Origin of the sequence: Acinetobacter sp. SwsAc2 (assembly GCF_013391465.1) — a bacterium.
In the GTDB taxonomy this organism is placed as follows: Bacteria; Pseudomonadota; Gammaproteobacteria; order Pseudomonadales; family Moraxellaceae; genus Acinetobacter; species Acinetobacter johnsonii.
Window position 1 is genome coordinate 1 of the sequence record NZ_JACBEZ010000008.1, and the last position, 21,148, is coordinate 21,148.

Annotated in this window: 22 protein-coding genes and 1 pseudogene; 14 read left to right on the forward strand and 9 right to left on the reverse strand. The window is 42.1% G+C overall.

What is annotated here, in order from left to right:
* The 5 genes from HYI04_RS05110 to rplS all read left to right on the forward strand — a co-directional run.
* Window positions 1-290: transposase (locus HYI04_RS05110; protein WP_372239160.1), on the forward strand; the 290-nt coding region annotated here is incomplete at its 5' end.
* Window positions 291-488: 198 nt separating this feature from the next.
* Window positions 489-746 carry a 30S ribosomal protein S16 gene (gene rpsP / locus HYI04_RS05115; protein WP_004718284.1) on the forward strand — a complete coding sequence of 86 codons (258 nt, stop codon included), beginning with the start codon at window positions 489-491 and terminating at the stop codon, window positions 744-746.
* A gap of 28 nt (window positions 747-774) precedes the next feature.
* Complete coding sequence (gene rimM / locus HYI04_RS05120) at window positions 775-1,323, forward strand: ribosome maturation factor RimM (protein ID WP_004978035.1); 549 nt, start codon at window positions 775-777, stop codon at window positions 1,321-1,323.
* Between the two features lie 27 nt (window positions 1,324-1,350).
* Window positions 1,351-2,091, forward strand: coding sequence for a tRNA (guanosine(37)-N1)-methyltransferase TrmD (trmD, locus tag HYI04_RS05125; protein WP_178895943.1), 741 nt, complete (start codon window positions 1,351-1,353; stop codon window positions 2,089-2,091).
* Between the two features lie 140 nt (window positions 2,092-2,231).
* On the forward strand, window positions 2,232-2,606 hold the full coding sequence (gene rplS / locus HYI04_RS05130) for a 50S ribosomal protein L19 (RefSeq protein WP_004691454.1): 375 nt from the start codon (window positions 2,232-2,234) through the stop codon (window positions 2,604-2,606).
* A 59-nt stretch (window positions 2,607-2,665) separates the two neighbouring features.
* Here rplS and HYI04_RS05135 read toward each other — a convergent pair whose 3' ends face one another.
* The 3 genes from HYI04_RS05135 to HYI04_RS05145 form a co-directional block, all read right to left on the reverse strand.
* Window positions 2,666-3,637 (reverse strand): triacylglycerol lipase, encoded by a 972-nt coding sequence (locus tag HYI04_RS05135; RefSeq protein WP_178895944.1) that lies wholly within the window; start codon window positions 3,635-3,637, stop codon window positions 2,666-2,668.
* A gap of 173 nt (window positions 3,638-3,810) precedes the next feature.
* Window positions 3,811-4,776: a triacylglycerol lipase gene (locus HYI04_RS05140; RefSeq protein WP_178895945.1), complete on the reverse strand. Its 966-nt coding sequence runs from the start codon at window positions 4,774-4,776 to the stop codon at window positions 3,811-3,813.
* Window positions 4,777-4,830: 54 nt separating this feature from the next.
* Window positions 4,831-5,862 (reverse strand): lipase secretion chaperone, encoded by a 1,032-nt coding sequence (locus tag HYI04_RS05145; RefSeq protein WP_178895946.1) that lies wholly within the window; start codon window positions 5,860-5,862, stop codon window positions 4,831-4,833.
* 154 nt (window positions 5,863-6,016) lie between these two features.
* Here HYI04_RS05145 and truB point away from each other — a divergent pair, with 154 nt between their 5' ends.
* The 3 genes from truB (at window position 6,017) to HYI04_RS05160 (ending at window position 8,341) form a co-directional block, all read left to right on the forward strand.
* On the forward strand, window positions 6,017-6,922 hold the full coding sequence (truB, locus tag HYI04_RS05150) for a tRNA pseudouridine(55) synthase TruB (RefSeq protein WP_058870391.1): 906 nt from the start codon (window positions 6,017-6,019) through the stop codon (window positions 6,920-6,922).
* Window positions 6,923-6,956: 34 nt separating this feature from the next.
* Complete coding sequence (locus HYI04_RS05155; protein WP_178895947.1) at window positions 6,957-7,724, forward strand: TSUP family transporter; 768 nt, start codon at window positions 6,957-6,959, stop codon at window positions 7,722-7,724.
* A 158-nt stretch (window positions 7,725-7,882) separates the two neighbouring features.
* On the forward strand, window positions 7,883-8,341 hold the full coding sequence (locus tag HYI04_RS05160) for a hemerythrin domain-containing protein (RefSeq protein ID WP_178895948.1): 459 nt from the start codon (window positions 7,883-7,885) through the stop codon (window positions 8,339-8,341).
* Between the two features lie 42 nt (window positions 8,342-8,383).
* Here the strand turns inward: HYI04_RS05160 and HYI04_RS05165 are convergent, their stop codons facing one another.
* From HYI04_RS05165 to serA, 3 genes are all read right to left on the reverse strand, one after another.
* Window positions 8,384-9,256 (reverse strand): DMT family transporter, encoded by an 873-nt coding sequence (locus HYI04_RS05165; protein WP_178895982.1) that lies wholly within the window; start codon window positions 9,254-9,256, stop codon window positions 8,384-8,386.
* Window positions 9,257-9,425: 169 nt separating this feature from the next.
* Window positions 9,426-10,310 carry an EamA family transporter gene (locus HYI04_RS05170; protein ID WP_130235329.1) on the reverse strand — a complete coding sequence of 295 codons (885 nt, stop codon included), beginning with the start codon at window positions 10,308-10,310 and terminating at the stop codon, window positions 9,426-9,428.
* A gap of 138 nt (window positions 10,311-10,448) precedes the next feature.
* A complete protein-coding gene (serA, locus tag HYI04_RS05175; RefSeq protein WP_004691438.1) occupies window positions 10,449-11,681 on the reverse strand; it encodes a phosphoglycerate dehydrogenase in 1,233 nt (410 codons plus the stop codon).
* A 364-nt stretch (window positions 11,682-12,045) separates the two neighbouring features.
* Here serA and HYI04_RS05180 point away from each other — a divergent pair, with 364 nt between their 5' ends.
* The 6 genes and pseudogenes from HYI04_RS05180 to HYI04_RS05200 all read left to right on the forward strand — a co-directional run bounded on the left by HYI04_RS05180 (window position 12,046) and on the right by HYI04_RS05200 (window position 17,667).
* On the forward strand, window positions 12,046-13,455 hold the full coding sequence (locus HYI04_RS05180; protein ID WP_004978025.1) for an FAD-binding oxidoreductase: 1,410 nt from the start codon (window positions 12,046-12,048) through the stop codon (window positions 13,453-13,455).
* A gap of 140 nt (window positions 13,456-13,595) precedes the next feature.
* Window positions 13,596-13,967, forward strand: coding sequence for a hypothetical protein (locus HYI04_RS05185; protein WP_078389157.1), 372 nt, complete (start codon window positions 13,596-13,598; stop codon window positions 13,965-13,967).
* A gap of 220 nt (window positions 13,968-14,187) precedes the next feature.
* The gene (locus tag HYI04_RS05190) at window positions 14,188-15,060 is read left to right on the forward strand and encodes a hypothetical protein (RefSeq protein ID WP_256732913.1); all 873 of its coding nucleotides are present in this window, start codon (window positions 14,188-14,190) and stop codon (window positions 15,058-15,060) included.
* Between the two features lie 12 nt (window positions 15,061-15,072).
* On the forward strand, window positions 15,073-15,261 hold the full coding sequence (locus tag HYI04_RS16815) for a hypothetical protein (protein ID WP_205667547.1): 189 nt from the start codon (window positions 15,073-15,075) through the stop codon (window positions 15,259-15,261).
* Window positions 15,262-15,297: 36 nt separating this feature from the next.
* Window positions 15,298-16,188, forward strand: a pseudogene (locus tag HYI04_RS05195) (pirin family protein).
* A gap of 249 nt (window positions 16,189-16,437) precedes the next feature.
* The gene (locus tag HYI04_RS05200; protein WP_131230703.1) at window positions 16,438-17,667 is read left to right on the forward strand and encodes an MFS transporter; all 1,230 of its coding nucleotides are present in this window, start codon (window positions 16,438-16,440) and stop codon (window positions 17,665-17,667) included.
* Between the two features lie 103 nt (window positions 17,668-17,770).
* Here HYI04_RS05200 and HYI04_RS05205 read toward each other — a convergent pair whose 3' ends face one another.
* The 3 genes from HYI04_RS05205 to sodC all read right to left on the reverse strand — a co-directional run bounded on the left by HYI04_RS05205 (window position 17,771) and on the right by sodC (window position 21,096).
* Entirely contained in the window at window positions 17,771-18,070 is a 300-nt protein-coding gene (locus tag HYI04_RS05205; RefSeq protein ID WP_004977999.1) for a DUF3817 domain-containing protein, read from the reverse strand.
* A 106-nt stretch (window positions 18,071-18,176) separates the two neighbouring features.
* On the reverse strand, window positions 18,177-20,327 hold the full coding sequence (gene yccS / locus HYI04_RS05210; RefSeq protein WP_131230701.1) for a YccS family putative transporter: 2,151 nt from the start codon (window positions 20,325-20,327) through the stop codon (window positions 18,177-18,179).
* A gap of 217 nt (window positions 20,328-20,544) precedes the next feature.
* Window positions 20,545-21,096, reverse strand: coding sequence for a superoxide dismutase family protein (gene sodC / locus HYI04_RS05215; protein WP_159152632.1), 552 nt, complete (start codon window positions 21,094-21,096; stop codon window positions 20,545-20,547).
* Window positions 21,097-21,148: the final 52 nt, after the last annotated feature.

Sequence of the window (21,148 nt, forward strand, 5' to 3'; positions counted from 1 at the left end):
TCATTCCGCCAAGAAAAAATGCAAAACCATGGAAAGATCAGAAATTGAGATCTTTAGAGCGGAATGAGTTACTGAAAACAGTTAAACGTTTAGGAAGAACGCTTTGGAAAAAATGGTCTGGTTATCATCGTCGAAGTTTAGTTGAAACCAAGATGCATTGCATCAAACTATTAGGTGATAAATTAACAGCAAGGAGTTTTTCTAGTCAGGTGAATGAGATTCATGCACGCATAGCCGTATTGAACAAATTTACAGAATTAGGTCGTCCTCATACCCAAGTTGTCACTTGAATTCTGTTCAAATGAGCAGAGTGTTATCTTTTAAATCTTTGTGCAACAAAGCCAATCCAAATTCAAAAGTGTGGATAAACAAATTTTAATCTTTCTTTCGCAGCAAAGATAACGTAAAATATTGCCCTCTATGAAAGGGGTTTGAAATGTTCCGATGGTCGGGGCAGGGATAATCCGTAAAAACTATAAGGTTGTATCATGGTAGTTATTCGTCTTGCACGCGGTGGTGCTAAAAAACGTCCATTCTATCAAGTTATTGTAACTGATAGCCGTAATGCACGTGACGGTCGTTTCATCGAACGTATTGGTTTCTTCAACCCAACAGCTCAAGGTAAAGCAGAAAAACTTCGTTTAGATGCTGATCGTTTTGCACACTGGGTTGCTCAAGGTGCTCAACCATCTGAACGTGTTGCTTCTTTAGCTGCTCAAGCTAAGAAAGCTGCAGCTACTGCATAATTTTTGCTAATTAAGTAGTAGGTAGCCCATGACACCAACACAGAATGTTCCCGAAGATCGTATTCAGATTGGACAGTTACGTTCAGCATATGGATTAAATGGGTGGCTCTGGATCTATTCCAACACAGAACCAATGAGCAACATCTTTGACTATCTGCCTTGGTACATTGAAACCAAAGCAGGTTGGCAAACAATAGATGTAAAACGTTGGAAACCGCATGGCAAAGGCTTAGTTGTTTCGCTAAAAGGCGTCATTGATCGCACTGCAGCAGATAACCTAGTTGGCGCAAATGTTTGGATTTCAAAAGCGCAACTTCCTAAAGCAGGAATGGATGAGTTTTACTGGTCAGATTTGAAAGGCTTAACAGTGTTAGGTTTGGATGATGAAGAACAAGAAGTAAATCTCGGAAAAATCCATGAAATGTTTGAGACAGGTGCCAATGATGTGATGGTGGTTCACGCAACACCAGACAGCGTTGATGCTGAAGAACGCATGATTCCATGGCATAAAGATGTGGTGCAACGCGTTGATCTCGAAGCTGGTCGTATTTACGTTAATTGGGGCGTAGATTACTAATTATTTTTGGAAATACGGGAGTCTGCGATGTTTTTTGCAGTCATTACGCTTTTTCCTGAAATGTTTGAAGCGATTACAGCCTACGGTATTAGCGGGCGTGCAGCAAAAAGTGATTTAGTACAAGTGACTTGTATTAATCCTCGTGATTATGCTGAGGGCAACTACAAACGAGTGGATGAACGTCCATTTGGCGGTGGTCCTGGTATGGTGATGATGGCTGAGCCTCTGGCAAAAGCAATTCAACATGCCAAAGAGCTTGCCATGCAAGCAGGTGTAGTTCATGTTCCTGTGGTGTATATGTCACCGCAAGGAAAAACCTTAAATGAGCCTGCAGTACAACAGTTTGTCGACTATGATGGATTGATTGTGTTGTGTGGCCGTTATGAAGGGGTCGATGAACGTTTGATCCAAAAATATGTTGATCAGGAATGGTCCATAGGGGATTACGTTTTATCGGGTGGCGAGCTTCCTGCGATGGTTTTATTAGACAGTATTATTCGGAGACTCCCGGGTGCAATGTCTGATGAACAGTCTCATGTGCAAGACTCATTTGTGGATGGTCTTTTGGACTGCCCACAATATACCAAGCCAGACCATTTTGAAGGTTTGGATGTCCCTGAAGTCTTAAAGTCGGGACATCATGCCAATATTGAGAAATGGCGGTTTTTGCAGCGTTATCAACGAACACAACAACGCCGACCTGAGTTGGTGGAAAATGTGGAGTTGACGAAGCAGCAAAAGAAATGGCTAACAGATTTGAATACTTAATTCAGAGTATTCTTTTAATAGGCTCTTTGTGCATTGAAGTGGTCAAGCATAAAGAGAAAGATAATCGGGTCTATGCGATTTAGCCTCTATACCCAGCGGATATCAGACCTCTTCTGACCCGCACATATTGGAGATACCCCATGAGCGGTAAGCATCCTTTAGTACAAGCTGTTGAAAATGCACAGCTTAAACAAGACATCCCAGCTTTTGCACCAGGCGATACAGTTATCGTTCAGGTTAAAGTAAAAGAGGGTGACCGTGAGCGTCTTCAGGCATTTGAAGGTGTTGTAATCGCGAAGAAAAACCGTGGCTTGAACTCTGCGTTCACAGTACGTAAAATTTCTAGCGGTGTTGGTGTTGAGCGTGTTTTCCAAACTCACTCTCCAATCGTTGCTAAAATCGAAGTGAAACGTCGTGGTGACGTACGTCGTGCTAAACTTTACTACCTACGTGAATTGTCTGGTAAAGCTGCACGTATTCGTGAAAAGTTACCAGCTCGTAAAGTTAAAGCTTAATTTTAAGTTTTATACGAGTAAAAAAATGCGCCCAATGGCGCATTTTTTATGCCTAAATTTTAGAGTCCTTGAAGCTTCAAACGGTTGGCGTGTTGACGATAAACATCCACAGGGTCTGGAGCAAAAATAGAACGTAGACTCAAGAACTGGTTAATCACATCTAAATGGTTCCAATTATAGTTATCGCGCACGGTCTTGCCATATTTGGCACTACAACGTGAGACTAAGCCATCATTATCATTTGGCGCTTGCATGAGTAAGCCTGTCGCACCCAATAATGAGTCTGGATCAAGAATATTGGTTAATGTTGAGTTGCCAGAGAAAGAGTAAAAATAAACTCCATTTTCTTTCGCTAAACCTTCACCACAGCTTGTTTTTGGCATACCCAATGGATATTTCTGAGCAAAAGCTTTAGACCCAGCTTGACTCAAACTTTTACCAGCACCGAGTGCATCATGTGGAAGTGAGTTCGGATTTTGCTGTTGTGCCCAAACAATAGCCTTGGACCCAAAGTTGATTAAGCCTACCAGCGGTTGTTCTAGCGGCGTACCTTGCGCGGAAATAATCAAATCCGCCACAGGAGAGCCTTTTAAAGGACTAGAAATGGCTGTTGCAGACGCGATTTTATTGGGCATAACATTTGAGACATAGGCAATACTATGTCCGCCGTGACTATGACCAAGCAAATTGACTTTGGGTGCTCCTGTAATCGCTAAGATTTCATCTACTTGTTGCAGCAGTTGTTCACCACGAACTTCAGATGTGTTGAATGGAGAAACGCGTGTTGCCCATGCGTTTGCACCGTTACGGGCTAAATCTGGCAAGATTTGATACCAGTAATCCACACCAAGTTCATCGGTTCCTGCTCGAATCCAGCCACCCATACCATGTGCAAAAACCAAAGGATATTTGGTCTTTGCATAACTAGAGGCAACGTAGTTTGATTTAATTTGTGAAGCAGCTGCTTGCGTTTGTGTAGCAGCGAGTGCGCAGGTCGACAGCAGTCCAGCTATCAATAATTCATATTTCATTGATCATCCTCGTTTTTTATTTTTTATGACGACAATTTAAGTTGTCAAAAATGAGTATAAAGGTGAGGGAGGAGGGGCGTAGAGAAATCCGATTAAATTAAATACAGTTTGTAACTGGATAATTCTAGGAGGCATCCCTCCGAAACGTTAAAGATTCGAAGGGAAAAATAGAACTAGAGTCCTTGAAGTTTTAAGCGATTGGCATGTTGGCGATAGACATCAACAGGGTCTGCGCTAAATAGTCCACGTAGCCCCATAACTTGGTTGACCTCATCTAAATGATTCCAGTCATAGTTATCACGGATGACTTTACCGAAGTGTGTACTACAGCGTGCCACTAAACCATCATTGTCAAAATGGCCATACGCCAAAGGCCCCAACAGTGAGATCGCACTATCTGCAACATCGAGAATGTTCGTGACTTGAGACGTGCCAGTCCAAGAATAGTAATACACGCCCTTGCTGGATGTTGCACCGCTCTTGTTACAGTCTGAAGCCAGTGCTGTTGTTGGATATTTCTGATTAAAAACACTGGAACCTTGCTCACTAATTGAGGTGAGTGATGCTGTTAAATTGCTTTTTAATGCAGGGTTACTTTGCCCATAAGCAAGCATAGGGCCAATAATATAATCCGCCGCTAGGCTGAGTAGTTGTGTTCCGCCTTGATTGGCAAGAAGCTGATCAGCCACTTTTGACCCTCTAAATGTTGCTCCCACACCTGTCAGTGAGGCCACATATTGCGGTTTAACTGCTTCTACATAGCGAATGGTTGGTCCGCCATGGCTATGTCCAATCAAATTAACCTTGGGCTTGCCTGTCAGGGCGATGACCTCTTCAACTTGTTGTAGTAACTGTTCACCCCGTACTTCAGTTGACTCTAAAGGGGAAATTTGTGCTGCAAAGGTGGTTGCTCCATTTCGAGCCAAGTCGGGTAAAATTTGATACCAGTAATCCAGTCCAAGTTCGGCAACGCCCACTCGGCTGAACCCAAACATGCCATGGGTAAATAGCAATGGATATTTAGTTTGAGCATAATTACTTTTTACGCTTGCAGTCACCGTCTGTAAACCAGCTGTAGCTGTGGTCGCGCTGAGTCCAAGGCTGGTAATCAGACCTACGAGTGACATTGTTTGTATCATTCTTTTCGTTATAAACATTTTTTTCATCCTGAAAAAGTCAAACACGGTATAGCTTTAATCTGCGAACGGAAGTTTTCCTCCCGTGTCATGTGTGGTTTCAAAGGCTCCTAGTCGAAGTTGTTCTTGTGAATTATTAAACTGTTGATCACGTAGTTTTTGAATGGCTTGCTGCTGCGCGTCTTGACTCATGTTACTTTTGAGAATGCTGTCGCGTTGTTCTAAGTAAGTATTGACCCGAGATTTCCAATTGTTTCGATCTTGGTCGAGTTTTTCTAAGCGTACGGTCGCTTCGGCACCGACAAGATTCTGGCGCATTTGGCGAATTTCTTCAGCAGAGCCGCCGCGCGCTTTAATATCTGAGGTCAGTTTACGCAGATCTTCGAGTTTGGAGAGTTGTTCTAGGTTTTCTTTCCAATCTTCAGGCAGTTGAGCAAACAGTTCTTTCAGTTTCTGCGCTTTCTGTACTTCAGTTAAGGATTGATCTGCCATGATGCTCATACGGTCTAAGGTATATTCATGGTAGGTATTTTCAGCGCCAAAGAGGCCTTCGATTTCATAGTCAGAAAAGAACTGGCTGCGTAGGTTTTTCATCAAAGTAAAAATTTTACGATAGTACTCAGGGTCTTCTTTATTTAGGCTTGGCTCCTTCAGACTACCCAATTGCACACGATAATCTATATAGCGAGTCCAAAGATCTAAAATCTGCTTAAGCGCAGGTTCTTGATAACCTTGCTGGATATAGGCTTTAAAATCTTGCTTGATCTGGTCAATATTTTTTTCACCATATTGGGTAATGAAATATTCAAAACAGTTACGTGTTTGTTCATTAACAACTAAGCGATTACTTTGGTCGAGCACCAGTTGGCAGTTGATTTCGGTGTCCTGTTGGCTGTTACTGACAAAAGGCAGCCCCGATGCATGTGGCAAGTCTGACGCTGCGGGTAATAAGCCTGTAGTATTTTGAGCACTAGAGCTAATCGGCCCTTGGTTTGAGCCAACAGTTGCATTGGGTGCGAGCCAAATGAGAAAACCAAGAATGACAACGATGATCACGGCGAAAATGAGCCATAATTTCTTTTTTTGCATATCCTATGCCTAACATCCCTATTGTATTTTTTATTTGGTTCATATGACTGAACTCGATTTATTCTGAAACAAAAGGACAAATAAACAACAGAAAAGTTGTAAAACTAGACAAGCGGTTGATAGTATTGCGGCAGCTTTAAGACGTGTCTATGTTATGAAATCATCTGCTTCAAAAATCCAGCGCCGTGCCGTGAATGGTGTATTTTTATTGAATAAGCCATTGGGGATCAGTTCAAATGCGGCATTGCAAAAAGTGCGTTGGTTATACCGTGCGCAAAAGGCGGGGCATACAGGAGCGCTTGATCCATTGGCATCAGGATTGCTGCCGATTTGTTTGGGCGAAGCGACCAAGTTTTCGCACTTTTTGTTGGACTCGGTGAAGCGCTATCAAACCACCATTCAGCTGGGGCACAGTACCACCACAGGTGATGTAGAAGGCGAGCAGTTGTTAGAGCAGGCTGTACCTGAGTTAACCGAAGAGTTGATTGAAGCCGTTTTGGCTCAGTTTGTGGGTGATATTCAGCAAGTGCCACCGATGTATTCCGCTTTGAAGAAAGATGGTCGTCCTTTATATGAGTTGGCCCGTAAAGGGATTGAAATTGAGCGTGAAGCACGTCCGGTTACCATCTATGCGATTGAGCTGCTTTCATTCACAGCAGACAGTATCACCCTTGATATTACCTGCTCCAAAGGCACATATATTCGTGTTTTAGGCGAAGATATTGCGAAGGCATTAGGTACTTATGGTCATTTGACTTATTTACACCGCATTAAAACGGGTCATTTTGATCTGATTCCAAGTTATACCATTGAGTATTTGGAAAGTTTGTCTGAACAAGAGCGCGAAGCACTGTTGTTACCTGTATATGCACCCGTAGATCATTTTCCTAAAGTACAAGTTCCAGAAGGGCGCAGTGAATACTTTAGTCGCGGTATGGAAAGTAATATTGAGCATACAGCGGAAGCGCAGGTCTTGGTTTTCGATGGGGAAAAATGCTTAGGCTTGGCTGAAATTACTGATAAGAAAAGATTGGTTCCAAAGCGGGTTTTAAATCTATAATCGAAATATATCACTCGGTCAAAAAGGATGAGGCGTGGACATCGACATTATTATCAGTCTGATCTTTTTTGCCTTTTGTGCAGGTGCAATTGACGCTGCCGTCGGTGGTGGTGGGCTGATCCAAATTCCCGCTTTGATGAATGCATTTCCGTCGATGGCACCTGCCACTTTATTTGGCACCAACAAATTAGCGGCAGTGGTGGGTACAGCCACTTCAGCCGTTTCCTTTGCCCGTAAAGTGCGCTTTGAATGGAAACTTTTGGCTGTGGTCGCAGTGTGTGCCACCATCAGTTCATTTGGGGGCGCGGCCAGTGTGGCCATGATTCCAAAAGAAGTCCTCCAACCCTTTGTCTTGGTCATGTTAATTGTGATGGCGGTATATACCCTCATGAAGAAGCAATTTGGGCAAGTGCATATGGCGCAGCGTGTGACGCCTAAAATTTTGCTGTTGGCGGGAATCGGAAGTTTAGTCATTGGCTTTTACGATGGTTTGTTTGGCCCAGGCACGGGCAGTTTTTTTATTTTCTATTTTATTCGCTATTTACGCGTTGATTTTTTGCATGCGGCGGCATTGGCTAAAATTGGCAATGTGATGACCAATCTTGCAGCGCTAAGCTTTTTTATTCCCTCGGGGCATGTGCTCTTTGCTGTAGGAGGTACGATGGCCGTCGCAAATATGATCGGGTCTATTTGTGGGGTAAAAATGGCGCTGAAATACGGCAGTGGTTTTATCCGCATTTTATTTCTTATTTTGGTGACGATTCTGATTGTAAGATTGAGCTATCAAATGTTTTTGATGTAATCGTGCGATACCTTTAAAACTTGATTACAAAAAACGCGCAGTCTGTGACCTCATTTCTCGTTTATTGCCTTTATGATCAATACAGCGCACTCAATGCTGTGCCAAGAAGCTTTTCAATAAAAAATGATGTTTTAAGTTGAACGGAACTGGAGCATAGAATGAATATATTTGAAGCCTTAAGAGAAAGTCACGTTATACAACGAAATTTGGCTGAACGACTACTCCAAACTTCAGGGGATACGCCTGAGCGCCGTGAGCTATTTGAACGCCTTAAAAATGAATTATTTGCCCATGCTGTGGCAGAAGACCGTTATTTTTATATCCCTTTAATGATGACCGATTCGGGCCTCAACATTACCCGCCATGCTTTGGCAGAGCACCATAAAATGGATGAGTTATTGGAACAATTGACGGAGACGGAATTCTCAAATCCAGGGTGGTTGGCAATTGCAAAAAAATTATCGGAAACCGTACATCATCACTTACAAGAAGAAGAGCATGGTTTCTTTCAGCAAGCCGGAAAAATTTTACTCGATGCTCAAAAGACTGCGCTCGCCAAGCAGTATCAGCAGGAATACAAAAAGTACAAAAAAATTGACAAAGACAGTTTGGTTTAAGTCCATTTTAAACAAAAGATGGCGAGTACCATCTTTTGTGATTTAAAGCGCGTCATCACTTTGCAGTTTGGCTCTAAAGGTAACACCAACGGAGGCAATCATAATGCAAACTAGCGCCAACGTTTGCCACATGCTAATTTGTTCTTTCAGTAGTAACCAACCTGCCAAGGCTGCTAAAGCCGGCGACAAACTTGAAAGCGTCCCATAGCTGAGTTTACTTAAACGTTTCAAAGCCATCAGGTCTAGAGCATAGGGAATGGTTGTGGCGAGCAGCGCAATCAATAAAGCTTTGGGCCAGTATTCCGTTTGCATCAGCGCTGTTGGGTTATGCGTGGCACTGATGGGCAGAAGCACCAAGGCTGAGATCATAATAGCAATACTGAGGGCATGCATGCCGATATTTTGACGGACGACTTTTTGCCCAAAATAAATATACAGCGCCCAGCAAGCACCCGCTGAAACCGCAAATGCGGCTCCTAAGAAGGAGAAGTTGCTTGCATTGGCTTGATGCCACGGCACCATCAGTGCAATGCCTAAAATCGCTAATCCGACCCAAATATAATCACGACGTTGTTTGATCGAGAGTAGCGCTAAAGTTAAAGGGCCTAAAAACTCTAAACCTACGGCAATACCTTGCGGCAATCTACCCAGCGAAGCGTAGAATAAAATATTCATGAGGCATAAGGCTGCTGTATAACTGAGTAAATCTTTCCATTTTAAATGCGGTAGGCGTTTGATGATGCTCCATGAGCGGAACATCAGCACAATTAAAATTGCGGCAAAGCACAGTCTAAGGGTCACCACGGTCAGCGGGTCAAGGATGGCAATCAACTGCTTGGCAAAAGAAGCACTGATTTGATAGGACAGCATGGACAAGACCATGAACATCACTGCCATCAGTTGAGAATTAGGCATCATGCATACATTAGGTCATAGCGACCTGTTATTTTAAGAAGGTGGATTAGTATAACGATTCAGCACCCAAGTTGGATGCTGAATAAGCTGATTTTTTGAAATGCAATGACATGAATTTAAAAGTAATCGATAGAGCCTTTGGATTTAAAAGCTAAATTCAAACTCTGGATCACATGATTTCAACTGCAGTTTTTCGGTTTTTCTGGGCTGTATAGGTACAACCAATAGACGCCATGATAATCACGCTGAGCGCCAGCCACTGTGACCACAATAATTGCTCGCCTAGAAAGACAAAACCAGACAGTGCTGCGATAGCAGGCTCAAGACTCATGAGCGTGCCAAAGCTTAAAGCGGTTAAATTACGTAGCGCAATCATTTCCAAACTAAAAGGCAGAGCGCTGGCCAAAACAGCCAAAGCCACGAAATAGATTAGGTTGGAGGGCTCAAACACATTTGTAGGTAAACCACTGAACAGGGCGAGAGGCATTAATATTAGCATACCGACAAACATACCTAAGCATACGGTATGATTTCCCGAAACACCCGATGGGCGCTGCCCCGCCACGATATACAAGGCCCAACATGCACCTGCACCTAGTGCAAATACAATCCCAAGAAGGTCTAAAGGTTGAGTTGCTTGGTCGAAAGGAAACAGTAAAACCAAGCCTAAAATAGCTAGCCCGACCCAAACAAAGTCAAAGCGTTGTTTGGCATAAAACAGAGCGACACTGAGTGGGCCAATAAATTCAAACGACACTGCAATGCCGAGCGGCAGGCGAGCAATGGATAAATAAAACAATAGGTTCATGCCTGCCAAAGCAAAACCATAGCTGATGATGGCCTTGTATTTAACTTGCTTAAAGTCAATCTGCCAAATTTTAAACAATACGGCCAAAATGATTGATCCCAACAGCAAGCGCATGGCGGAAACGGTTAAAATGGGAAATTGATCGAACAGCACTTTGGCCAATGAACCACTACTTTGCAAGCTCAGCATTGCAATCAGCAATAAAAAGGTCGCTTGGAGGTGGGGAGTACTTTTTAGATTTGGCATTATTAGAATACTAGATAGGGAAGTGAATACTTGCAAAACGTAGCGGAGAATGTGCTTGGGTCGCACATAAAATTTTAACAAGTATTCAAAAATAAAAAAACCACAGCTTGGCAGCTGTGGTTTTTAAATAGAGTCGAATTAGAACAATACGCGAACGCGGATTGTGCCTTCAACGTCTTGTAGAGTATCTAAAGCTTCTTGAGATGCTGTTGCGTCTACATCCATCACCAAGTAACCAACATCACCTTTGGTCATTAAAGACTGACCAGAAATGTTGATGCCGTGTTCAGCAAACAAGTTGTTGATTTTTGACAACACGCCTGGCACGTTTTTGTGGATGTGAAGTAAACGGTGTTTACCTTCGGTCAACGGTAACGCGATTTCTGGGAAGTTCACCGCAGATAAAGTCATACCTTTATCTGAATAAGAAACGAATTTCTCAGCCACTTCTAAACCAATGTTCGCTTGCGCTTCCATCGTCGAACCACCCACGTGAGGAGTTAAGATCACGTTTGGAATGTTACGTAGTGGAGAAATGAACTCTTCACCATTGGCTTTTGGTTCTTTCGGGAACACGTCAACCGCAGCACCAGCAACATGACCTGATTTCAAGGCATCTGCTAAGTCTTCAATCACTACACATGTACCACGTGCAGCATTGATGAAGATTGCACCTTCTTTCATTTGTGCAAATTTTTCTTTGGTCATGAAGTTACGTGTAGACGGAACATCAGGTACATGCAAAGAAACAACATCAGCATTGGCTAAAAGTTCGTTTAAGCTACCGACTTGACGTGCATTACCTAATGGTAGTTTCGTTACTGTGTCGAAGTAGATCACTTTCATACCCAAGCTTTCAGCAAGGACAGAAAGTTGTGAACCGATTGAACCGTAACCGACAATCCCTAAAGTTTTGCCACGAGTTTCGAACGAACCAACCGCTGACTTGTTCCAACCGCCTGCATGTGTATCTGTCGATTTCTCAGGTACACGGCGAAGAAGAAGAATAGCTTCAGCAAGTACAAGTTCAGCCACTGAACGTGTATTTGAGTATGGTGCGTTAAATACTGGAATACCACGAACCATTGCAGCATTTAAGTTCACTTGGTTGGTACCAATACAGAAACAACCAACAGCGATTAATTTATTCGCTGCTTCAAACACTTCTTCAGTGAGTTGTGTACGGGAACGAATACCAATGAAATGTGCATCTTTAATCGCTTCTTTCAACGCTTCACCTTCAAGCGCAGTTTTACGATAATCGATGTTGGTGTATCCGGCAGCATTTAGTGTGTCGATTGCGTTTTGGTGAACGCCTTCTAACAACAAGAAACGAATTTTATCTTTAGGAAGTGAAAGATGTTGGCTCATTACGGCTCCGCTACAAAGGCCAAATTTAGTGGCGATATAATAGCACGTACCGCGCCCGATATACATTTCCTTTATGCGGACTCTGCTGGGTATTTTTAGCCTCTATGGTGCGTAAAAAAGTCTTTTTGGTCTAATTAAACTAATCATTTCAAAGGTATCCTGAATAAAACAGCTTTTTCTGCGGGAAACAGAAAAAATGCCTTATAATATGACTCCGTGAAAATAAGCCAGTTGCACACTGCTGCTTAAATCCTCACGAACTGCCTGAGCTTTAGGGCATGGAAAGACTGAAATGAAGCGCTTTTCATGCAGAGAACCCTAGTGCCACAAACAACTTGTTTACTTCTTGCAAGGTCTGAAAACGATGAATGCTCCAGTCGCTTTAACCCCAGAGTTATTGACCCAATTGACAGCAATTGTAGGTGAAAACCGCATTAAAACCGATGCGGATAGCCTTGAAAATTGGGGACGCGATCATACCAAACATTTTGATCCAAACCCGTCAGTCATCGTTTTTCCATCGAGCACGGAACAAGTGCAAGCGGTTGTGAAACTTGCAAATGAGTTTAATGTTGCGATTACACCATCAGGTGGTCGTACTGGCTTATCTGCCGGTGCAGTCGCTGCCAACGGTGAAATTGTGGTGAGCATGGACAAGATGAACCAAATCTTGGAATTCTTCCCAGCAGATCGTATGGTTCGCGTCCAAGCAGGCGTGGTGACTGAGCAGTTGCAAAACTATGCTGAAGAGCAAGGCATGTATTACCCAGTCGATTTTGCTTCTGCGGGTTCGAGTCAAATTGGTGGAAACATTGGCACCAATGCAGGTGGTATTAAAGTTATTAAATACGGCATGACGCGTAACTGGGTACTCGGTTTAACTGTAGTCACGGGTAAGGGTGATGTGCTGCGTCTAAACAAAGGCATGATCAAAAACGCGACGGGTTATGCACTACAACATTTATTCATTGGTGGTGAAGGGACACTGGGCTTAGTGACTGAAGCTGAAATCAAACTGGAACGCCAACCGCAAGACCTTCAAGTAATGGTGTTGGGCGTGCCTGACTTTGATGCTGTGATGCCTGTACTGCATGCTTTCCAAGCAAAAATTGACCTGACTGCATTTGAGTTCTTTGGTGAACTGGCAATGCAAAAAGTGTTGGCACATGGTCATGTACAACGTCCATTTGAAACCGAATGTCCATTCTATGTATTGTTAGAATTTGAAGCGCCATTTGAGCCAATTATGGACAAGGCGATGGAAATTTTTGAGCACTGCATGGAACAAGGCTGGGTACTGGATGGCGTGTTGAGCCAAAGCCTTGATCAAGTGGAAAGTTTATGGCGTTTACGTGAAGATATTTCTGAGTCGATTGCTCCATTTACACCATACAAAAATGACATTTCAGTTTTGATTACGCATGTACCTGCATTTATTAAAGAAATTGATGCGATTGTGGCAAGCAACTACCCAGACTTTGAGATCTGCTGGTTCGGACATATTGGTGACGGTAATTTACACTTAAATATTTTAAAACCTGCTGACTTAAGCAAAGATGAGTTCTTTGCTAAATGTCAGGTGGTGAATAAATATGTCTTCGAAACCGTGAAAAAATACGATGGTTCAATTTCTGCGGAGCACGGTGTTGGTATGACCAAAAAGCCATACCTTGACTACACGCGTTCGGCGGAAGAGATTGAATATATGAAGGCATTGAAGCAAGTTTTTGATCCAAACGGAATTATGAACCCAGGTAAATTATTCGATCTTTAAGTTCGAATTGAATTTTAAAAGCGCATCCATCGTGATGCGCTTTTTTATGGCTGAAGGAACTGAATTACATTTACTAAATAGTGTAATAGGCCTAAAAAAGGCATGATGGACTGATAAATAATGAATTTTGGGTGGGATTTATGTTGCGTCTTATTTTAGCTTCAGCCGTATGTGTGGGACTTTTGTCAGGTTGTGCGACGACGAAAGAGTTAGTGAATAAAGTCGGTTCGTCAGATACGCCGTTGGCTCAGGTACTTAAAGAGCGTCCAGATTTGCGTAATGAGTTAGCTACGGTTGAAATCCGTCAGTACTTTAATACGGTTGAGTCCCCGACTGCGGCAGAAGTCAAAGTGACTGAAACAGGTTTGTTAGATGATTCAGTAAAGTCGGTGCGTACCGTGTATAACTTTAAGTTGGTTGATGGCGACTGGGAAAAAACTGCGACGAAAACCTCTTACCAATGTGCGCGCGGTAAAAATACCAAAAACTTCCAAACAGCGAAGTGTGCATAATAAATCTTTGATTTATGGTTGAAATGTAGACGATTCTACCTCATAAAAAGCGTATCGGTTGATGCGCTTTTTTGCTTTTTGGGATTTTATAAAAATGAATATTTTGATTGTTGAAAGTGACTTATTTAAGAAATTGATTCAATAAAAGTACTTTTAAAGTATTACTGGTTATTGGTAATATTATGTTTGTGAAAAGAATAATAAATTCTTGGATGTATTGATGTTAAAAAAGATTTTTGGTCAAAAGTGGCTTAGTTCAGCCTTTGCTGTTTTATTGGGATTATATTATGGAACTTTGGATATTTGGGGAGATGATTGGGGGTGGATCGTAGATTATAAGCCTTTACACAGTAGAATATATTCAATTTTGATGGGACTTACTATAATCAGTGTAAGCCTAAGAGCATATTATGATTGGCAAGATGTGAAGAATAAAGCTGTTCACGATAAACTCCAAAATCAATTTTTATTATTTATAAAAAATATTGTACAAGCGAAAAGAACTCGCTTTTACGATAAAGTGACAAAGTTGGATATAGGAAAGAGGGCTAATTTCTTTGAAATTATTACTCATCCAAAAGAACAACTAAGATCGATAATGCAGAATGCAATAATCTTTTTTGAATTTTATGGTGTTCCACGATCTAATTTGCAAATCACCATATTAAGTTCTAATTCAAATACTAATGAATGGGTTTATGAAGAGACACTAGATAGGCAAAAAAATCATACTGATGCTAATGTTTTAATGCAGAACAGATCAGTTGCGACCCAAGCTTTACAAACTGGAGAGCCTATTTTTTTGGCTGATTTAAGTGAGGAAGGTACGAGAGATTCAGAGAAAATATTTTACAAATCTGAGCGTTCTGTTAAAGTGAATTGTATAGGTTCTATTTATTGCAAACCAGTAACAATAAAAATTCAAGAAATCACTTACAACTATATTTTCACTCTAGTAACATATGGCACTTATTTATGTTCGCCAAATAATGTAGATGAAGCTAACCAAATAGCAACATTGTTGGATGAAATTGGTGATAGGGTGGAATTAGAACTTTATCTCTTAGCAATGCGACAGCATCAAGCTAAATGATAGGAGGGTAAAATGAGCACATCTAAAAGCAATAATACATGTAACAATGTTAGAGTTATAGTTTCAGAGAAAACAACTCATTCAGAACATGATGTAGCAAAAGGTCATAAATATATTTCTGTATTCTCAAACTTATTTATTTCATCTAAGAATGAAGGTAGTTCTTCTGATAATAAAAGAGTTACTCGTTGTAACTCTTGATAAAATATGGGTCACAATACCTAAAAATTGTAAATCATGAAAACCCTTGCCTTTATTCACTCAGAAAGTACACGAACAGCTGTAGGCGACTTCGCCCCAGTCGTCTCTGTGTTTTCACACTATGAACTGGGAAATTAGGTTTCACCTTTTCTATTGCTGGATCATATCGGCCCGAGTTATTTACAACCGACTCACTTAAAAAAGGGCGTGAGTGAACATCCGCATCGTGGCTTTGAAACCGTAACCATTGTTTATCAAGGTGAACTTGCCCATCAGGACTCGACAGGTGGTGGTGGTGTGATTAGCGCTGGAGATGTACAGTGGATGACGGCAGGGGCCGGGGTGCTGCACGAAGAAGTATTTAGTGAAGCATTTTCCAAAACAGGCGGGACATTTGAAATGATCCAATTGTGGGTCAACCTACCTGCTAAAGATAAAATGAATCCTGCACGTTACCAACACTTGAGTCATACCATGATTCCAAAACTGGAGTTGGCGCAAGCTCAAGGAGCGGTCAGGGTGATTGCAGGGACGTATGAAAACCAGACAGGGCCTGCTCAAACGCATAGCCCTATGACCGTGTTGGATATTCAGCTTACAGCGGGTACGAAAACAGTTTTACCTGCATTGGAAGGCGAAACGACACTGCTGTATATCCGTAGTGGTCGTCTTCAGCTCAATAGTGGAGAAATGATAGAAGCACAACAGATGGTGGTCATGTCTAGTCATGGTGAGCATTTCGAAATACAAGCTGTACAAGACAGTGCTTTTTTATTACTCAGTGGGCAACCTTTAAATGAACCCATTTATGGACGTGGCTATTTTGTCATGAACACCTTCACCGAAGTTTTGCAGGCGTATGAGGACTTAAAACAAGGGTATTTTATTGCGCCTAGTATAAAACCAAATGCGACAGATGAAACTTAAAAAAGTAACAATACAAACAGATGCAACACTGCTAAAATAGCTTAACTGAGCTTTGTCGGTGTCACCGCTCAGTCTATATTAATAACATCTTTTCTAAAAACGCTTTGTGAATACAGCGTAAAACCAGTGTGCATTTCTCGCACCCATTACATTTTTTATTCAATTTTACAGTGCTTGTCATTGGGCTTAGTCGTCTCTCCCTCTAACGGACTTTGCTCAGGCTTGTACGCATTTTATATGTAGATAACAATGCAAAACGTACAAACTTTAAAGTTAAGCCGTGCCACATTGATGTTTCCTTTGGCATTGGTTTTATTCGAATTTTCGGTCTATATCGGTAACGATTTAGTCCAGCCTGCCATGCTCGCGATTACCCAAGACTTTGGGGTAAGTAGTGCGTGGGCACCATCGTCTATGTCCTTTTATTTACTGGGCGGTGCCTGTGTTGCGTGGTTACTTGGGCCACTCTCAGACCGTTTAGGCCGTAAAAAAGTGTTGCTTGCAGGTGTGGCATTTTTCGTGCTGACCTGCCTCGCGATTTTACTCACTCAAAATATTGAGTCTTTTTTGGCGCTCCGCTTTTTACAAGGCGTGGGGCTATCGATGATTTCTGCGGTGGGTTATGCCGCAGTACAGGAAAGTTTTGAAGAGCGTGATGCCATTAAAGTCATGGCACTCATGGCCAATATTTCTTTGCTGGCACCGCTGCTTGGCCCCGTAGTGGGCGCGTTTATGATTGACCATGTGTCATGGCATTGGGGCTTTATTGGCATCGCCTTTTTGGCTTTTTTAAGTTGGTTTGGTTTAAAAGCCAAAATGCCTGCGACACAACAGCGTCATTCTAAAAAGCCGCTGCGCTATATTTGGGATGACTATAAAATGGTCTATAAAAATAAGACCTTTTTGGCGCTCACCTTTGGTTTGCCTATGGTCGCCATGCCTTTGATGCTGTGGATTGCGCTGTCGCCTGTGATCCTGGTGGAAGAACTTGGCTTGAGCAGTATGCAATACGGCTTAGCGCAGTTCCCTGTCTTGGGTGGTCTCATTCTGGGCAACATTGTATTGATTAAAGTCATCGACAAAATGGCACTCGGTAAAACTGTGTTACTCGGTTTGCCTTTGATGTTCGTTGGTACGCTCTTGGTGGTGCTCGGCACCATTTTCCAAAGCTATTTCTTGCCGTTACTGATTGTGGGGATGACTTTGGTGAGCTTCGGCGAAGGTATCAGTTTTTCTGTGTTATATCGCTTTGCTTTGATGTCATCGGAAGTGTCCAAAGGGACGGTTGCTGCAGCCGTTTCGGTACTGATGATGTTTACGTTCTTCTTCGTGATTGAACTGGTTCGCATGGCTTATGTGGCATTTGGTCTTTGGGCCTACAGTTTGGTCTGCCTGATATTGATTGCACTTTGGTTTAGCTTTCCACGTGCGACCGTGAAAAAAGTGATGCAAAAACGTCTTGAGAGTGGTGTTTACTAAGATTAAATTCAGCTAAGTTCACATCAAAAAAAGCGCGCATTCATTTGAATGGGCGCTTTTTATGACTGCTTTACAAAATCCTTTTTAAAGCCAGTTTTTTAACTCAGGCTTCAGCTTGCTCAGGTTCTAATTTTTTAATTTTGGCATCAAACACAAAAGGCCCAAAAGGTAAGATTGAAGCGATCAAACCTAAAATAAACATCTTCAAAGACCATTTTTGCTTTTCACATACCACAAACAGCACAATTAAAAACAAGATAAATAATACGCCATGCCCCATACCCACGTATTTGACTAGGATAGGGTTATCAAAGATGTATTTCATTGGCATCGCAACGAATAACAACAGTAAAAAAGAAATCCCTTCTAAAAATCCTACAACACGTAATGTCTGAATGTTCATGGTCAAAAAATCTATGAGAATGAAGCTCGAGTGTACGCAAGAACCAGATAAAAATGAACCACAATACACCATGAACCTTTTAAAGATCGTCGTTGTGTACTCCGTTTTATTTAATATCTCGGGCCAGCAGTTCAGTTTTTAACTTCAGCAATTCGGGCAGAGTTTCCAGTAGTAGACTGATTTGTTTGAGTACCAAGTGTAAATTCTGATTCATGGTTTCTTGAGCATTTAAGCGTTTAATCTCTGCCAGTTTTTGCTGGATGTCGAGTTCAGCTAATGCCTGCTGATGGAGCAGTACATGATTTAGCGTATTTTGACACCACAGCATGAGTTCCAGCACTTGTGTATCCTGCACCAATTCTCGGTGGCTTCCTAAAGCAGAAATATAACTGAGTTGACTGTGGCTATATACCAAGTAGCGAAAAGCATGATGTACCAGTTCTGGGTTTGGATTGGGCTCGGTACTGAGACTAGAAATCATGTTTGCCAGTTCGGTTTGGGCATTATGCGCAGTACGTCGTGCACTGCGGTAAGCCAGACTATTATTTTTGCCGTGTTGATATTGCTCACAGATGGCATTGAAATAGTTGAGGGTTGCATCGGATGCTTTTTTAATGGTGTTGGAAATATTGCGGAAGTCCCAATCGGGCCAAATAAAACTCACTGCGAACCAAGCAATGGCACAACCAATGAGGGTGTCTATAATTCGTGGTAAAATAATGGCATAGCCTGCACCTTTTAAATTAAAAATCAGCAGCACCATGAGTGTTGCCATCAGGGTCGCCATGGCATATTTCTTGGAACTGAGATAGAAAAAACACACGCCAAAAATAATGGTTAGTAGCAGTTGTCCTTCAATACTTGGGACGAAATACAGCAGCGGAATCCCTAAAACAACGCCCAAAATTGTGCCTAAGGTTCGCATTTTTAAGCGACTTTTGGTGGCGAAATAACGCATTTGGCAAACAAATAAACTGGTGAGCAAAATCCAATAGCCATGTTGCGCAAAGGGCAAAAGAGAGATGCCATAACCTACAGCAAAGACAAAGGCGATGCGTACAGCATGGCGAAACAGTGCGGATTGGGGGGTGAGATGTTGACTGAGTTTGAGCCACAGATCATGCCAATCATGGATATCATCATCATATAAATTGAGGTTATCAATATGCTGCTGATAACGCTGTTCTTGGCGCGATTGTAGTTCGTTGAGGTGCTGAAAACGTTCATGCACACTATCTAAATTGTTTAAAATCAGTTGTAGGTTTTTGACTTCAATATTGTGTGGATGATCTCGAACCCAATCCTGCATGGAACTGTGTAAATTCAGCAACGCCTGAGTGGTCGTTGGATCTGATACATAGGTTTGATTGGTTAAGATACACCGTGCCAAAGCCTGACAGGCAAGAGCTTGCAGCCGAATATTTTTTTGAATACGAAAAATGAGGTCAGTTCGGCTAAAGTTTTGATGTAACTGCTCATAGTGTAAATAATTAGAGCTGGCTTGTTCATGAATGTCTTGAACGAGAAAGTAGAGGTTGAGCCAATAAATTGTATTTTGGTTGGCGCGAGACGCTTTTAATCGCGTCAGTAGTGAACTTTTGGTGTGGTTAAAACTTTGCACCACAGTACTGTTTTGTAGGGATAAATCGTAGAGCAGCGCTTCTACATTGTCTCGATTGTCTGGGTCGAATAGACGTGCTTTTGCGTTGAGCAAATCGGCAACTTGGTTAAAACAGCGGGCTAAGTTGTCCTGAACGGCCAAGGTGGGTTTAAGAATATAAAACACAATGGCGGTACAGCCATACCACAATGCTCCCAAGACAAAACAACTGGGTTGAAAGTACCAAACCGAATATTCACCTAGGCCAAACATGCTGTATAGGGAAAGTAAAATGGTACCAAAGCTCATTGCTGCATAGCGTTGCCCCAGTGACCCCAGTAAAATAAAACAAGCACTAGACAGTGATAAATATAAGATGAAGAAGAATTTATAAGGATGCAAAAAATCTAAGATGCTACTAACGCTAAAGAACAAGATACAGACATAGGCAAGGTTTCTGAGACGAATGCTGAGCCGGTCATCGAAGTCGGTCAGGGCTGTTGCAATTGCACCTAATGTGGTCGGAACAATAAGCTGTTGTAGTCCTAAAAAATATAAACCTAAGGTTGTGCCACTCAGCACAATCAAAATTTGCAAGCAATACATAAAAATTGCATTGGACTGAAAGGACTGAAACCACTGACGAAGATTGTTCACGATGTAATAGTCTAGGCTTAGTTTTATTTTGGTTTTAGCCTGAACTTTTTTCAGGGCGCTGTCAATTTAATGCTGTGGTCCATTGCATGAAAAATTCACCTATGACAATAAAAATGCAGCGGAGCATGGCTCCGCTGCATTGTGTGTATAAGTCGAAACTTATCCACATGTGTGCGGTCAAAACACTGCTTTATTCACAGTGCAGGGGGCGATAGAGTTACTTAATCACGCCACACGCAATACGGTCACCGCCACCGCCAAGTGGTTTAGGTGTATCTGAATAGTTATCACCACCTGCATGTACCATCACCGCTAAGCCCTCAACGTCAGCTAAACTTAAGCGAGGAGCGAGTAAATTGACTTTTGCATTACCTGCTGAGTCGACATTCAAGATGGGTAAATCACCTAGATGGCCATTCAGTGGTGTGCCGTGGTTTGGCGCTTTTTCTGGGTTAAAGTGTCCCCCAGCGGCTAAAGCAGCCACAGGTTTTCCTTCTTTTTCAGCTACATCACACGAACCTTTTTCATGGATATGAAAACCGTGTGGGCCGGGTGGAAGTTGAGTCAAATTGGTTTGAATCGCTAAACCAACAGGGCTATCAATAAAACGAATGGTGCCAATTTTTTGTCCTACACCTGCAGTTGAAACAGCGTGTACATCGACGTCTTTGACCATCGTGTTGGTTTCAGTAGGTGTAGTAGTACATGCCACAGTCCCTAAACCGATTAAAGTCACAAGTGCGCTTAGTTTGAAAGCAGAAGACAACATGTTGGGTCCTTTTTTCCTTAAAATTCAGAATTATTCAAACAAAGTCAGGGCT